Consider the following 14,502-nt stretch of genomic DNA (forward strand, 5'->3'; position numbering starts at 1 on the left):
TATCCCCGCCCTTATTGGTTTTCAAAGTAGGTCTGCAGCTCACCGCGTACCACCACATCAAATCGGTAGGCTAGGCAGTCCATCGGCTTGCTATGCGCCATATCCAGTCGCCCAATCATGGTCTCGACCGCGAGCGGGTCTTTCAGCGTGTGCACGATGGGACAGAGAGGAATCAGCGGGTCACCCTCAAAATACATTTGAGTGATCAGTCGGGTAGAGATCGAAGGCCCAGTGACTGAGACGTGAATATGCGCGGGCCGCCAACTGTTCATATCGTTGGGCCACGGGTAGGGGCCAGGCTTGACGGTGCGAAAACGGTAGAAGCCCTGCTCATCGGTCAGACAGCGCCCTACACCACCGAAATTAGGGTCGAGTGGAGCCAAGTACTTATCATTCTTATGCCGGTAGCGCCCTCCCGCGTTGGCTTGCCACATTTCTACCAGCGTATGCGGAATGGGCTTGCCGAACTGATCCACCACCCGGCCAAACATGATAATGCGCTCGCCCTGGGGAAGGCCCTGGCCTTGGCTAAAGTTCATTAACAAGTCGTTATCATGCGGCCCCATACGCAGATGGCTAAAATCAGGGCCTGTCAGCTCAGATGCAGTGGGCTGTTGCATACTGACCAATGCCTGCTGGGGCGAGCGCGCTACTGAGGTTTTATAACCAGGCGCATAAGCAGGCGGATGCCAGTTACGGTCACGGGCCACAAAGCGTTTGTTATCGTGGGTCATCGCCCTTACCTCTTATCCATTATTTTGATTCGCTACTCGCCCCAGCCCAGCTCTTTCGCAAGGGCAAAGGCGTGATTGGCTGCCGGAACGCCGCCATAAATCGCTACATGCATGAGCACTTGGCGCAACTCGGCTTCAGTCAGGCCAACCCGCTTGGCGGTTTTCAAGTGCAGGGTTAGCTCTTCACGCCCTAGCGCGGCGAGAATTCCCGTGGTGATCATGCTGCGCTCACGGCGGGTCAAGTCATTGTTGCTCCACAGCTCGCCCCAGGCCAGGCGAGTAATCATCTGCTGGAAGGGGGCATCGAGGGTATTGGCGTTGGCGGTAGAACGTGCCACGTGCTCATCTCCCAATACCTGCTTGCGGGTTTCCAGGCCGGTCGAGTAGGCCACGCCTTGGTTGGCCACATCGCCTAGATCCGTTGCCAGCACGGCGAGCAGCTTTTGTGAGAACAGTGCCGGGGCTTCTACTGAGGGCACATGGCCGACGCCGTCAAAAACCTCCAGCGGGACGCCACCGAGCTCCGCAGAGAGCGCGTCCAGTACCGCAGGCGGTGTGGCCACATCTTCACTACCGCCAAACAGCTGCACTTTGGCGCGCTTGCCGGAAAGCTTGCCGGTAAAGGTGTCGCGGCCGAGCATTTCGCATAGCTGAGCGTAGGACTCATCATCGCCACGACCCATTTGCACGCACCAGCCCGCTTTCAGTGCGGGGCTTGCCTCGAACGTCGCAGGGGCAAACCAGCGCGGTACGATTTCCTCAGCCATCGCCGCCAAGCCTTCCTGACGCACGCGCCCAGCGCGAGTGTTCCACAAATCGGGGTTGCCGATTACCGCCCCTGTATTGGTCAGCGTCGCGGAAAGCAGCCGGTCAGGATGTGCGGCAATCAGCTGCTGGCCGACCACACCACCAATGGAGGTACCGGCAAAGTGAAACCGTTGCACGCCCGCCAGTTCTACCAACGCTAGCACCTCTTCGGCTAGATCGGCAGGCGTTATCTGTGTGCCGCTGACCGCCTGGCTGGCACCGTGGCCGGGCAGGTCCCAGGTAAGCACTCGATAGCGGGGCAGCAGCGCGGGGATCACGTCATCCCATACTGCCTGGCTCATGCCCAGCGGGTGCGCCAGCACGATCAGTGGGTTCACTTCTGAGCCGAGCAGTCGGTAGGCGACGCTGCGGCCGTTGGTGGTATGAAAAGCCATGCCTACCTCCGTTAAACGCGTTCGATTAGCGTGGCGATACCCTGGCCGACACCTACGCACATGGTGCACAGGGCATAGCGCTTGCCGCTGTTTTGCAGCTCATGGGCAGCGGTCAGCAATAGGCGGGCACCGGACATGCCCAGCGGATGTCCAAGGGCAATCGCACCGCCGTTTGGGTTAACACGCGGGTCATCGTCAGCCAAGCCTAGGTCGCGCATACAAGCTAACGCCTGGGCGGCAAATGCCTCGTTAAACTCAAACACATCGATATCGTCCATGGCGATACCGGTACGTTTGAGTAGTTTTTGTACCGCGGGTACCGGACCATAGCCCATGATGCGCGGCTCAACGCCAGCCGTGGCCATGCCGATAATTTTCGCCATCGGCTTAAGGCCGTGCTGTTTAACCGCCGCTTCGCTGGCCACCAGCATGGCGGCTGCGCCGTCGTTGACACCAGAAGCGTTGCCCGCCGTCACGCTACCGCCTTCACGAAAAGGCGTAGGCAGTGCCGCCAGCTTCTCAAGCGTGGTTTCCCGCAGATGCTCGTCCTGATCAAAGATCAGTGGGTCCTGCTTGCGGCGGGGGATCTCAATAGGAGTGATTTCTTGAACAAAACGCCCGGCTTTTTGGGCAGCCGCCGCTTTCTGCTGTGAGCGCAGGGCAAAGGCATCTTGGTCTGCTCGGGAGATGTTGAACTGTTCGGCCACGTTCTCCGCCGTTTCCGGCATTGAATCCACTCCGTACGCTTTCTTCATGACGGGGTTTATAAAACGCCAGCCGATAGTGGTGTCTTCGATTTTCTGCCCCCGGGCGAAGGCGCTGTCGGCCTTGCCCATCACATAGGGCGCACGGGACATAGATTCCACACCACCCGCCAGGGCCAGTTCCATCTCACCGGCCTTGATAGCGCGAAAGGCGGTGCCCACGGCATCCATTCCCGACCCACACAGGCGGTTCATGGTCGTGCCGGGCACCGAGGTGGGAATGCCCGCCAGCAGCGACGACATGCGCGCCACATTGCGGTTATCTTCCCCCGCTTGGTTGGCACAACCCATAAAGACTTCTTCAATAGCGGCCGGGTCAAGGTTTGGCGCTTCGGCCAAGACGGCTTTAAAGATGGTCGCGGCAAAGTCATCGGGGCGCACGCTGGCCAGCGTGCCACCAAAGCGCCCAACGGCAGTGCGGCGGGGATGACAGAGATAGACGTCTTTCATCACAACATCGCTCATAACAGTCTCCTTATTCGCCAGCGTGGGCACGCTCGGTACGCGCTTTTAATTCGCGCAGGATAGTCAGCTCTTTTTCGCTAGGCTCTGGGGTACTCTCAAGCTGCTCGGCAAAGCGTACCTCCCAACCGGTCGCTTCAATCACATCTTCTCGGCTCACACCGGGATGCAGCGACACCACAACCAGCTCTTTAGTATCCGGGTCGGGTTTCATCACGCAGAGGTCGGTGATGACGCGAGTGGGGCCTTTGCCAATATTGGGCACATTGTCGCGACCTTTACCGTCGCGACCAAAGCCGAGCGTAGTGACGAAGTCGACATCTTTCACAAAAGCACGCTTAGAGTGCTTTAGAGTGATAAAGACTTCACCTGCATTAGTGGCAATTTCCGGCGCACCACCGCCGCCTGGCAGGCGCACTTTTGGGGCTTTGTAATCGCCGATCAGCGTGGTGTTAAGGTTAGCAAAGCGGTCAATCTGCGCGGTGCCCAAGAAACCCACGCTCACCTTGCCGCCCTGCAGCCAGTAGCGGAACATTTCCGGCACTGCCACGGTGGTGAGCGCCGATTCGCACAGTTCGCCATCGCCAATAGAGAGCGGCAGAATATCGGGCTTGGTTTGCAAGGTGCCGGATTCGTAAATCAGCACCACGTCGGGTGCATGAGTGAGTCGAGCCAAGTTGGCAGCTTCTGAGGGCAAACCGATCCCTACAAAACAGGTCATGCCGTTTTCCAGCGCTCGCGCAGCGGTGACCGACATCATTTCAGAAGAGGTATATTCCAGACTCATCAGGCTTGGCCTCCTGCATTAAAGACGTTGTCATCCAGCCACTGGGTAAAGGTATCGCGGTCGCGAGCGATGGCATCCCACTCCTTATAGAAGAGGTTGCTGCGGCCGTAGTAGCCGTGAGTATAAGAAGGCAGCGCACCTTTCTCTGCCACCGCAATGGCACTGACCGCCCAGCTGGGAATCACGCAGGCATTAGGGGTCGCGCCCAGGTCATCGACAATCTCTTCCACTGTGACGATGCTGTGCTTGGCCGCCAGCACCGCCTCTTTCTGCACCCCAACGATCCCCTCGACCAGCACGTTGCCTTGGCGGTCGGCACGCTGAGCGTGAATGATCGAAACATCCGGGCGCACCGAAGGAACAGCGGCTAAGCGCTCGCCGGTAAACGGGCACTCAATGAATTTGATTTGATCGTTGACGCTGGGCAGCTCGCTGCCGATATAGCCACGGAAAACCGCTAGCGGTAACCCTGCGGCACCCGCTTCAAAGGCGCAGGCCATGGCCGCGTGGCTGTGCTCAAGAATCTCGATCTTGCAGGGCCAGCCTTTCTCAACCGCATCACGCAGGCGGTGCAGCGATCCCACGCCAGGGTTGCCCCCCCACGAGAAGATGACTTTTTTGGCACAACCCGCGCCGATCATTTGATCGTAAATAATATCGGGGGTCATGCGAATCAGCGTTAGATCACGCTTTTTCTGACGGATCACTTCATGACCCGCCGCAAAAGGAATCAGATGGGTAAAGCCTTCCATGGCCACGGTAGCGCCGTCTTGAACGTAGCGCGCTACTGCGTCATGCAAGCTGAGAAACTCGGCCATATTAGGTGCCTCTTAGCTGGTCGTTGCCATACTTGTCGGTATTTGTTCGACAAACGAACATAGATTCTTAATACGAACAAGTTACTTCCGAACACCTACGGGGTCAAATGGCGGCTGAGTTTCCCGGACAATGAGCGAACAGCACAAAGGTGACTAATAAACTAAAAAAACACGTATAAACAATCGCTTAATCAGAAAGCAGCCATGCACGGGCACGCGTCACCTGCTTTTCGCTGCTACCAAGGTATAAAGCTGGATTGCAGGCATCACGCAGCGCATTGGCGTCGATAATATCCTGCACATCAGGATGGCTTGAGAGCACATCTGCGTAGGCACGGGCTTCTAGACGAGCCGTTTCCGCTGCTTCCGCACTGATGGCTTTGGCCTTGTCAGTGCCTAGGGTGGGAGCCAATAATCGGGCTACCGGCTCGGCCATGATGCCCCCACCCGTGGCCGCCAAGTTGCGCGCCATATTCTCAGAGTTCACTTCGAGCCCTTCCAACAGTGCGGCGACCTGCTCCAAGGCGCCTTCTACCAGCAGAGTACTTTCGACTAACGGCGCCCACTCTGCATGCCATTCGCCCAACCCTCGCTCAAGAGGTTGAGCCGCAGCGTGGATCAATACACTTGTATGGCCATGCACTTGTCGCGCTGCCCCCTTAATCAGTGCGCTACGTACGGGGTTACGCTTATGAGGCATTGACGATGACTCGCCCATCCCAGGAGCAAAAGGCTCTGCCACTTCGCCTACTTCGGTTTGCGTCAGTAGAGAAACATCAAGGGCGATTTTTTCAGCCGCCCCCGCGACTGCATCCAATGCCGTGCCGAGGGCATGGATCGGATAGCCGTCGGTATGCCAGGGAAGCACAGGCGCAGACAGCCCCAGCCGCTCAGCCAAGGCGTCCATCCACTCTAGCCCCAGGTTGTCCCACCCTGAGTGCACGCCCACCGCCCCGCCAAACTGCACGGGTAACTCCACCTCTGCCAAGTGACGTCGACTCTGCTCTAGGCCAATCGCCCAGTGGGCCACCTTGACCCCAAAGGTAATCGGCAGCGCCTGCTGCATCAGGGTGCGCCCTACCATCACGGTCTTTGCGTGAGCGTCCATCAGCGCTATCGCCGCTGAACGACAGCGCAGCAGCAAGGCATTCAGCGCCGCCAAGCGCGGTTTCAGCAGCAGCATCAGCGCCGAATCGACCACGTCCTGGCTCGTCGCCCCTTGATGCCAGTAACGCTTGAGGTCATCTGCCAAAAGCGCACGCCCCTGCTTCACAAAAGGAATCGCCACATTGCCACCACTGGCAATGCCTTCCGCAATGGTGGCGACGCTGAAGGTGGCATTTTCCAACTGGTGACGCATTTGCTGGCTAACTCCGGCCGGTACGGCGCCGCTGGTTTCCTGCACCTCAGCAAGGGCTAGTTCGAAGGCCAGCATGGCATTCACCATGGCGTGCTCATCGCATGCGTTTAAGGCGGGCTGGCTCATGAAGGGGTGTTTGGTAAATATAGCGGGCATGGCGACGAAGCCTCCTTTAGCAATACCTTGGCAACAGAGTGCCAAGAGACGATAGTTCTGAGCTTACTGTCTTGTCTGTACTCATGTTTGTACTTATGTTCGCTCTTCGAACTATAGGCTAAATAGACCTCTGCCTATCAGGCAACCAAAATCTGGGAATGGGCGCTATTGTTGCTTACTCTGGTTTTGCTATCTGTGGCTTTGCTATCGCGGCATCATCCGGCACTACGTACCGCATCACCATGTCCGTGACATGGTCTTCTAATTTGCGCTGATTTTCCGGTGCCGCCTGTTTCCAATCAAAAATGCGTGAAAACGTGTGCTGGTTGGAGACATTAAAAAATGACAGTGCACTAATGAGCCAATGAAGCTCACGGGGATCTAGCCCTTCACGAAAACACCCCTCCTCAACACCGCGGTTGTATACGTTGGTTAGGGCATCAATCACCCCCGCATTTAGCGATTGAATCAGCTTCGATTGCGCCAGATAGCGGCCATGATGAATATTTTCAATCATGACGAGGCGAATAAAATCGGGATTTTTAGCATGATGGCAAAACGTAAACCGCACTAATCGGCTCAGTGCTTCTATCGGGGCCAAATGATTTAGCTGTAGCTCAGCTTCTTGCAAGCGCACTTTTTGGTAAGCCGCTTCTAACGTATGTAAGTAAAGCGTCTCTTTATCTTTGAAGTAGTAATAAATCATACGCTTAGAGGCGCGCGTTTTTTCAGCGATTTCATCAATTCGCGCCCCTGACAAACCTTTTTCCGAGAATTCTCGAGTGGCGACTGCAAGAATATCGGCCTGGACAGACTCAGGGTCGTTTTTACGACCACGTCGTAGAGAGGAGGACGAAGAAGCGTTGGATTTGGCTGTCATTGATAGGCCTTTATTATCGTGATCGTCTTTGGTCTAGTATGCCATACCTTGACTGAACGTACCATTTCGTACATTGTTGATTTGGACACAGTGAAATGGCCATGCGCGCTACCTTCATGGCTTTTCAAGCTCCATGACAATGGCTCGACAAGAGGACAACAATAATGTCTCTACGCCCCATGTTTTCACTACAAAAAACATCTATGAAACGCACGCTAACAGTGGCCGTCACCATGGCTGCACTCTTCTCTGCGGCCCATGCCTCAGCACAAACCTTACGCTTTGCCCATGTGGACCCTGACGACTGGACAACTTCTAAAAAGGGCGCGGCCGGTCAAGTCTTCAAAAACCTAGTAGAAGCCGAAACCGATCTGACGGTTGAGCTTTATCCGGCGGGTTCTTTAGGCGGTGAAACTGAACTGATTGAAGGTGCACAGGATGGCACCATTAGTATTGCGATGGTCTCCGGCGCCTACGCTAACTTCTGCCCAGCCGTCGCGGTAACAGATATTCCGTACACCTTCCCATCTGCGCCCGTCGCTTGGGAAGTTATGGACGGTGAGTTTGGTACGGCACTCGCTGAACACTGCCTCGAACAAACCGGCTTGCGTACTCTGGCGTATGGGGAAACTGGCTTTCGTCACTTCACCAACTCTGTCCGCCCCATTCATGCCCCTGAAGACATGCAGGGTTTGAAATTCCGAGTGCAAACCATCCCGCTTTACCTAGAAATGGTCACCGCGCTGGGTGGTGAGCCACAGGGTATCGCCTGGGGTGAAGTGCCCACGGCACTGGCGACTGGCGTTGTTGATGGCCAGGAAAACCCTATCTCCGTCATCTACGGCAACAACTTCTACGAGTTCCAGGATTACCTCACGCTTGATCGCCACGTGTATGGTGTCGATCACATCCTCATCAACGATGAGATATTCCAGTCGCTTTCTGAAGAAGAGCAAGCCGCAGTGAACCGTGCTGCCGTGGTAGCAGGCACCACCGGCCGTGCCATTCAGCAGTTCAACTCCGCGGAAGGGATTACCAAGCTGCAAGCAGAAGGTATGGAGATCACTCAGCCAACCGCTGAACAAATGGAGGCTTTCCGCGAAGCAGCACAACCGCCCGTACAGGCCTATCTGCGCAATGAGCTTGGCGATGATGCCGAATGGATCGATCGCCTCTCTTCCGCAGTGAATGACGCTTCCTCACGCTTCTAACATGCCATGCAAAGCGAGTGCTTGCGAGTAGACCCATAGTGGCCTACTCGCCCCCTTGCGTGCCTGACTATTGATTGAAGGTGCCTTTATGTCTGCTCTTCTCAGCCGGATACACCGTGGCCTCATACTTTTTAATGGCAGTTTGGCAGGGCTTGCCATGATGCTGATTTTCCTGCTGGTCGCGGGCAATGCGTTTGCGCGCTACACCTATGGCGGCTCCATTAGCTGGGGAGAAGACACCGCTATTTACTTAATGATTTATGGCCTGATGTTCGGTATGGCCTGGGCCTATTTACAAGATAAGCATATCGGATTCGACCTTATCCGCCGTTTACTGCCTGCGCACTGGATGCGTTGGCAAGCGGTCGCTGTTGACTTAGTGGTGCTCGCTGTCGGCATCGGTTTAATGGTGTCAGCGGTTGAGTTTATCTCAGCACGGGGCGGGCGCACCTCATCAAGTACCGGCATGCCAATGTGGCTGTTCCAAGCCTCTATGTTATTAGGCGGTGGGTTACTTAGCCTCTCAGCGCTCGTTATGGGCGCCCTGCGACTGAGCCAGCCAGCCGGCGAGGAGGCATCTTCATGATTTTTATCCTACTTGTAGCGCTTATTTTACTGGGTGTGCCGTTTGCCTTTGCGATTTTAGGCTCTCTCACGGTACTCATGAGCGCCGGTGATTTGCCGTACCACATTCGCATCGTGTCGCAGCAGTTTTTTGGTGGCATGGAGTCTTTTCCGCTGCTGGCTATTCCGCTATTTATTTTAGCCGGCGAGCTGATGAACGAAGCCGGTATCACCCACCGCATTATTAACCTAGCCAGCGCTATTGTTGGCCGACTCAAGGCCGGACTTGCACACGTCAATATATGGGCATCTGTGATTTTTGCCGGGCTTTCGGGCTCAGCGATTGCGGATACGTCGGCGCTTGGCCGAGTGTTCATTCCTTCGATGGAAAAGGAGGGCTACCCGCGTGACTTTGCTGCCGCCCTCACTGCGGCTTCATCCGTGATTGGCCCTATTATTCCCCCTAGCATTCCGGTCATTATTTACGCGCTTACCGTATCGGGCGTCTCGGTGCCGGGGCTCTTCTTAGCCGGTATCGTGCCTGGTTTCTTACTTGCCTTTGGGCTCTCAACTTACGTCTACTTCTTTGCAGGCGACCTTAGTACGGCGAAGGTAAAACAGCAGTCACGGCGTCACGCGTTACTGCATGGCTTACTGCCTGCGCTCATGCCGGTGTTTGTGGTGGGCGCCATTCTTGCGGGCATTGTCACGCCTACGGAGGCGGCAGCGTTTGCCGTCGTGTATGCGCTGATTCTCGGCGTGGTGCTCTACCGCAATATCAAACTGGTCAACCTGCCCGGTATCTTTGCCCGCGCCATGCGCGATAGTGCAGTGATCATGGTCATTATGGGGGCCGTGGCCGCCGCCAACTGGGTGTTAACGTTCGAGCGTGTGCCCAACATGCTGACAGAATGGGCCTTAATGAGCATTGATACCCAATGGACCTTCCTCATTGCCGTCATTCTTTTGCTGCTGGTGGTCGGGCTATTTTTAGAAGGCATTGCCGCTATTTTGGTGCTTGTCCCCATCCTTCACCCCATTGCCATGGCGCTGGGCATTGACCCCTTGCACTTCGGCATTGTGGTTATTTTTAACTTAATGATGGGCCTGATTACCCCTCCCATGGGTCTCTGCCTCTTTGTTGCGGACTCCGTCTCAGGCGTGGGCATGGGCCCCATTATCCGTCGCATTATGCCCATGCTCGCGGTCCAGTTCTTAGTGCTGCTGCTCATTACCTTTGTACCGTCCTTAGTGACGTTCCTGCCGCGTTTGGCTGGCTACTGATCTCCACCATTACAAGGAGCATGATGCTATGTACTCATCAATTGCTACCGTTTGCCTCAGCGGATCACTGGAAGAGAAAGTAGACGCGATTGCGCAGGCAGGCTTTGAAGGGCTTGAGCTATTTGAAAACGATTTAACCGCGTTCGCAGGCACGCCACGGGAAGCAGGCGAGCTCATTCGCGCCCGCGGTTTGAAGCTGGTCACCCTACAGCCTTTTCGTGACTTTGAAGGACTACAGGGCCGCGCGCGGCAACGGGCCTTTGATCGCGCCGAGCATAAGTTCGACCTGATGGAAGAGCTCGGCACCGATTTGCTGATGGCATGCAGCACCGTCCACCCAGATGCACTCCCAGGGATTAGCCGCGCTGCCGATGATTTTTTCGAGCTTGGCGAGCGCGCTGCTAAACGCCAGTTACGCGTGGCCTATGAAGCGCTGGCCTGGGGGCGACATATTCACGATTACCGAGACAGCTGGGAAGTGGTCCGCCGTGCCGCCCACCCTCATATTGGCTTGGTGCTGGATACTTTCCATATTTTCTCGCGCCAAACAGAGTTAGGCACCATTGGCCGTATTCCCGGCGATCGCATCTTTTTGGTACAGACCGCCGATGCGCCGCGCCTGTCTATGGATCATCTCTCATGGAGCCGCCACTACCGCTGTTTCCCCGGCCAAGGCGAGCTTCAGATGGATAAATTCATGGCCATGCTGGAAGAGACTCGTTACGACGGCCCGCTCTCCCATGAGATCTTTAACGATGTGTTTCGCATGGGCCACAGCGACCAAACCGCCCGCGATGGCTTGCGCTCTTACCATTTGCTGCGCAGCATGCAAGCCGATAGCGGCATTCCCGCTCCACAGCCGATTGAGTCCGTGGCCTTTCTCGAAATAGCGGTTGAACCCAATGATTTGGCACCGCTGCGCGAGCTGCTCAGCGCACTGGGAATGGCTTGCGTAGGTCGGCATCACACGCTGAACGCCGAGCGCTGGGCCGCAGGCGACGTCAACTTAGTATTGAATACTGAATCAAGCTTTACGGGCCGTGTACCAGGGCGTGACGCCACGGCCGTCACAGCGATTGGCCTACGTGTAGGCAACGCGTATGAGGCGTTTAAACGAGCAGACAAGCTGGGTTACGAGATTGTGGAGCCTGAAGAGGTAGGGGCAAGCCACCGAATGAGCGCGCTGCGCAATGTCGACGGCAGCCTCTCTTATATCATCGACGATTCGCAGCTGAGCCGCACATGGGATCGCGAGTTTCCAGTGGAGCGCCAGCCGGTTCCCCAAGGGTCACTGGTGGATATCGACCATATCAGCGTCGCGCTCTCCTACCATGACTATCTTTCACTGATGCTGCAGTACCGCGCCATCTTCCAGTTGGAGGTGACCCCCTCTTTCGATGTCACCGACCCACGGGGCTTGATTCAAAGCCAAGTCCTCCAAAACGGCAATGGTCGTTTTCGCTTAGCGCTCAATGCCAGCGCCTCACCGGATACGGCCAGCAACCGCTTTGTCCGTCAGTACGGTGGTTCCGGCGTTCATCACATTGCCTTAAGCACCACCTCCATGCGCGATACCAGTACGGCCTTACATCAGGCGAAGTCCCCAGTGCTACCGATACCCAGCAACTACTATCGTGACTTGGCGGCGCGTTTTGATCTCCCCGCACAAACGCACGCCTGGATGCAGGAGCACCACATTCTCTTTGACCAAGACAGTCACGGCGACTTCCATCAGCTCTATACGCAACCGAACCATAAAGCCTTCTTCATCGAATTGGTGCAGCGAGAGGGCTATCAAGGGTTAGGCGCGCCAAATGCCTTTGTTCGCGTCACGGCACAGCAGCGCCTAGAAGCTGACCTCTTAGCCTCAGATATTAATGGTGACACGGACAACACTCGTCGCGACACGGGAGAGCGCCCAGCATGATCAAATTAGGACTCGTCGGCGAAGGTATCGCCAAATCACAATCTCCCGACCTGCACGAACGCCTGGGCGCATCATTGGGCGTGGCTGTTCGCTACGACTTAGTGGACAGCCTAGGTATCGTGGATTTTGACTTCCCCAGAGCGATTCAAACGCTACGCGCAGAGGGATACCGGGGCACCAACGTCACCTTTCCCTTTAAAGAGAAAGCCGCAAAATTAGCGGACATCTGCGGAGAAGGCGTACAACGAGTCGGTACCGCCAATACGTTACTGTTCGATGAACAGGGGTCGCGAGCCGAAAACACCGACTACACGGGTTTTATTAGCGCCTACCGCCACTCGTTTGGCAGCCAGCCAGCGGGCGATGTCTTACTGATCGGTGCCGGTGGCGTAGGACGCGCCGTGGCATGTGCGCTCGGCGAGCTGTCTGCCCACTGCATCCATATTCTGGAGCGCGACGAGCAGCGTGCCGACACCTTGTGTCGAGACCTTAACGCCATGGGCATCGCAGCGGAGTGCGTTTCAGCCGAGCAAGCGCAGCGCGAACTGCCAACGTGGCAAGGAGTCGTGAACTGCACCCCCATTGGACACATCAACCATCCCGGTTGCCCTATCGATACCACCGGCCTTGGCGCTCAGCACTGGGTGTTTGATGCGGTTTATATTCCGGCCCATACCGAGCTGTTAATGGCGGCTCATCGAGCAAAAGCGAAAACGCTCTCCGGCGTTGACCTGTTCGTCTTTCAGGGCGTGGACGCATTTCGATTTTTCACCCATGGCCACCTCAGCGCTGAACAGATTACGCCTCATGTGATCCCCCTGCGCACGCACTATATCGAGCAACTTGTCTCACCAAGAGCACAACGTGTGCCATGATAGACTCTCGCAATAGCGTACAATTATTCGCCATTCGAACTTGAGCCTTTCAACCTCCTAATGCGCTGGAGAGACTTCCATGCTCGCCATCCTAGCCATTACCACCCCTATTTTTCTGCTGATTGGTATTGGCTACATAGCTCGGTGGAGCGGGGTTATCCAGCGCGAACAGCTGCAAGGCGTGGGTATTTTTGTGCTGTACTGTGCCCTGCCAGCCCTGGTGATTCGCGCATTAACCCAACAGCCACTAGGCGAGATTTTTCAGCCCAGTTATTTGCTGGCGTACGGTTTGGGCTCGATAGCCGTGTTAGGCGCAGGCTTAGTACTTTGCTTAAAACTGCAGCGCCAACCCCTTAACGCCAGCGCCATGCAAGCACTCGGAATGGCCGCATCGAATAGCGGATTTGTTGGCTACCCGGTCGCCGCAATGGTCATTGGCTCACCGGCTGCGGTGCTATTAGCTCTCAATATGCTCGTTGAAAACCTGCTTGTGATTCCCACCGCGCTTATTCTTGCTGAGATGGGTAACCAGCATGGCTCAAACGTGTGGCATACCCTGCGCCAAACGGCACGAAGCCTGGCCAAAAACCCCATACTGATTGGGTTAACCGTGGGGATCGTCATCGCATCTACCGGGATCGTCATTCCTCCCCCTATTGATAAAGCGATTCATATGCTGGCGGAAGCAGCAGGACCTGCCGCGCTATTTGTCATCGGTGGATCGTTATTTGGTCTGCGCGCTCAAGGGATGATGAGAGATGTAGAGCAAATTGTGGTTGGTAAGCTGCTCATTCACCCCTTGGCTATTTTGGTCGCGTTTCTACTGATGCCTAATATTGAGCCAATATACATGGCGGGTGCACTACTGTTTGCCGCGTCACCAATGATTAGCATCTATCCCCTATTTGGGCAGCGCTATCACTTAGGAGACGTCAGCGCCACCGCCATGCTAGTGGCGACGATCGCTTCCTTTTTTACGCTTAGCCTACTTATTTGGCTCATGACACTCAGCAGTATTCTTAATATATAAACTATGTAGCGGATTCGCTTATGAGTGAGTTTAAAGCTGCCTGATAGCCATAAGTCCCAAGGCCTGCAATCACACCATCGGCACGCAGTGACACATAGGAGTGGTGGCGAAAGCTTTCCCGCTTGTGTACGTTTGAGATATGAACTTCAATCACTTTTCCTTCAAAAGCATTCAGCGCATCAAGGATAGCGACCGATGTGTGCGTGTAGGCAGCAGGATTAATGATGATGGCACTGGTCCCGTCTACTCGTGCCGAGTGAATTGCATCAATTAATGCGCCTTCATGATTGCTTTGAAAACAATTGATCTCCCAACCGGATAGGACGGCTATTTCACGCAACGTATTATTCACATCCTCTAAGTTCTCATAGCCATAAATCTCAGGCTGACGAGCTCCCAAGAGATTCAAATTAGGCCCATGCAACACGGTGACTTTACCTTGGCTCAT

At 55.6% G+C, this 14,502-nt stretch carries 14 protein-coding genes; 6 read left to right on the forward strand and 8 right to left on the reverse strand.

Annotated elements, in window-relative coordinates; translation table 11 throughout:
* Positions 1–11: 11 nt before the first annotated feature.
* The 7 genes from pcaH to QIT27_RS12575 all read right to left on the reverse strand — a co-directional run bounded on the left by pcaH (position 12) and on the right by QIT27_RS12575 (position 7,163).
* Positions 12–734 carry a protocatechuate 3,4-dioxygenase subunit beta gene (gene pcaH / locus QIT27_RS12545; RefSeq protein ID WP_044629330.1) on the reverse strand — a complete coding sequence of 241 codons (723 nt, stop codon included), beginning with the start codon at positions 732–734 and terminating at the stop codon, positions 12–14.
* Positions 735–766: 32 nt separating this feature from the next.
* Entirely contained in the window at positions 767–1,936 is a 1,170-nt protein-coding gene (gene pcaDC, locus QIT27_RS12550) for a bifunctional 3-oxoadipate enol-lactonase/4-carboxymuconolactone decarboxylase PcaDC (protein WP_285264042.1), read from the reverse strand.
* A gap of 11 nt (positions 1,937–1,947) precedes the next feature.
* Entirely contained in the window at positions 1,948–3,150 is a 1,203-nt protein-coding gene (gene pcaF, locus QIT27_RS12555; protein ID WP_285264129.1) for a 3-oxoadipyl-CoA thiolase, read from the reverse strand.
* Between the two features lie 25 nt (positions 3,151–3,175).
* The gene (locus QIT27_RS12560; RefSeq protein ID WP_044629328.1) at positions 3,176–3,949 is read right to left on the reverse strand and encodes a CoA-transferase subunit beta; all 774 of its coding nucleotides are present in this window, start codon (positions 3,947–3,949) and stop codon (positions 3,176–3,178) included.
* Positions 3,949–4,767 (reverse strand): CoA transferase subunit A, encoded by an 819-nt coding sequence (locus tag QIT27_RS12565; RefSeq protein ID WP_044629327.1) that lies wholly within the window; start codon positions 4,765–4,767, stop codon positions 3,949–3,951. Before QIT27_RS12565 ends, QIT27_RS12560 begins: the two co-directional genes overlap by 1 nt.
* A gap of 187 nt (positions 4,768–4,954) precedes the next feature.
* Positions 4,955–6,283: a class-II fumarase/aspartase family protein gene (locus QIT27_RS12570; protein ID WP_285264043.1), complete on the reverse strand. Its 1,329-nt coding sequence runs from the start codon at positions 6,281–6,283 to the stop codon at positions 4,955–4,957.
* Between the two features lie 175 nt (positions 6,284–6,458).
* A complete protein-coding gene (locus QIT27_RS12575; protein ID WP_285264044.1) occupies positions 6,459–7,163 on the reverse strand; it encodes a TetR/AcrR family transcriptional regulator in 705 nt (234 codons plus the stop codon).
* A gap of 164 nt (positions 7,164–7,327) precedes the next feature.
* Between QIT27_RS12575 and QIT27_RS12580 the strand changes: the two genes are divergently transcribed.
* From QIT27_RS12580 to QIT27_RS12605, 6 genes are all read left to right on the forward strand, one after another.
* Positions 7,328–8,374, forward strand: a complete 1,047-nt coding sequence (locus QIT27_RS12580) for a DctP family TRAP transporter solute-binding subunit (protein ID WP_285264045.1) — start codon at positions 7,328–7,330, stop codon at positions 8,372–8,374.
* 88 nt (positions 8,375–8,462) lie between these two features.
* Complete coding sequence (locus QIT27_RS12585) at positions 8,463–8,960, forward strand: TRAP transporter small permease (RefSeq protein ID WP_285264046.1); 498 nt, start codon at positions 8,463–8,465, stop codon at positions 8,958–8,960.
* Positions 8,957–10,222: a TRAP transporter large permease gene (locus tag QIT27_RS12590; RefSeq protein WP_285264047.1), complete on the forward strand. Its 1,266-nt coding sequence runs from the start codon at positions 8,957–8,959 to the stop codon at positions 10,220–10,222. The genes QIT27_RS12585 and QIT27_RS12590 overlap by 4 nt, the downstream gene beginning before the upstream one ends.
* A gap of 28 nt (positions 10,223–10,250) precedes the next feature.
* Entirely contained in the window at positions 10,251–12,149 is a 1,899-nt protein-coding gene (locus QIT27_RS12595) for a bifunctional sugar phosphate isomerase/epimerase/4-hydroxyphenylpyruvate dioxygenase family protein (protein ID WP_285264048.1), read from the forward strand.
* The gene (locus tag QIT27_RS12600) at positions 12,146–13,024 is read left to right on the forward strand and encodes a shikimate dehydrogenase family protein (protein ID WP_285264049.1); all 879 of its coding nucleotides are present in this window, start codon (positions 12,146–12,148) and stop codon (positions 13,022–13,024) included. The genes QIT27_RS12595 and QIT27_RS12600 overlap by 4 nt, the downstream gene beginning before the upstream one ends.
* Before the next feature lie 79 nt (positions 13,025–13,103).
* Positions 13,104–14,054 carry an AEC family transporter gene (locus tag QIT27_RS12605; RefSeq protein WP_285264050.1) on the forward strand — a complete coding sequence of 317 codons (951 nt, stop codon included), beginning with the start codon at positions 13,104–13,106 and terminating at the stop codon, positions 14,052–14,054.
* A gap of 1 nt (position 14,055) precedes the next feature.
* Here QIT27_RS12605 and aroQ read toward each other — a convergent pair whose 3' ends face one another.
* Positions 14,056–14,502: a type II 3-dehydroquinate dehydratase gene (aroQ, locus tag QIT27_RS12610; protein WP_159343584.1), complete on the reverse strand. Its 447-nt coding sequence runs from the start codon at positions 14,500–14,502 to the stop codon at positions 14,056–14,058.

Origin of the sequence: Halomonas sp. LC1 (assembly GCF_030247125.1) — a bacterium.
Classification (GTDB): Bacteria; Pseudomonadota; Gammaproteobacteria; order Pseudomonadales; family Halomonadaceae; genus Vreelandella.

Coding starts and splice junctions, on each gene's coding strand:
- pcaH (WP_044629330.1), bottom strand. CDS start 734: ATGACCCACGATAACAAACGCTTTGTGGCCCGTGACCGTAACTGGCAT.
- QIT27_RS12570 (WP_285264043.1), bottom strand. CDS start 6,283: ATGCCCGCTATATTTACCAAACACCCCTTCATGAGCCAGCCCGCCTTA.
- QIT27_RS12575 (WP_285264044.1), bottom strand. CDS start 7,163: ATGACAGCCAAATCCAACGCTTCTTCGTCCTCCTCTCTACGACGTGGT.
- QIT27_RS12590 (WP_285264047.1), top strand. CDS start 8,957: ATGATTTTTATCCTACTTGTAGCGCTTATTTTACTGGGTGTGCCGTTT.
- pcaDC (WP_285264042.1), bottom strand. CDS start 1,936: ATGGCTTTTCATACCACCAACGGCCGCAGCGTCGCCTACCGACTGCTC.
- QIT27_RS12580 (WP_285264045.1), top strand. CDS start 7,328: ATGTCTCTACGCCCCATGTTTTCACTACAAAAAACATCTATGAAACGC.
- QIT27_RS12565 (WP_044629327.1), bottom strand. CDS start 4,767: ATGGCCGAGTTTCTCAGCTTGCATGACGCAGTAGCGCGCTACGTTCAA.
- QIT27_RS12585 (WP_285264046.1), top strand. CDS start 8,463: ATGTCTGCTCTTCTCAGCCGGATACACCGTGGCCTCATACTTTTTAAT.
- QIT27_RS12595 (WP_285264048.1), top strand. CDS start 10,251: ATGTACTCATCAATTGCTACCGTTTGCCTCAGCGGATCACTGGAAGAG.
- QIT27_RS12605 (WP_285264050.1), top strand. CDS start 13,104: ATGCTCGCCATCCTAGCCATTACCACCCCTATTTTTCTGCTGATTGGT.
- QIT27_RS12600 (WP_285264049.1), top strand. CDS start 12,146: ATGATCAAATTAGGACTCGTCGGCGAAGGTATCGCCAAATCACAATCT.
- aroQ (WP_159343584.1), bottom strand. CDS start 14,502: ATGAGCCAAGGTAAAGTCACCGTGTTGCATGGGCCTAATTTGAATCTC.
- QIT27_RS12560 (WP_044629328.1), bottom strand. CDS start 3,949: ATGAGTCTGGAATATACCTCTTCTGAAATGATGTCGGTCACCGCTGCG.
- pcaF (WP_285264129.1), bottom strand. CDS start 3,150: ATGAAAGACGTCTATCTCTGTCATCCCCGCCGCACTGCCGTTGGGCGC.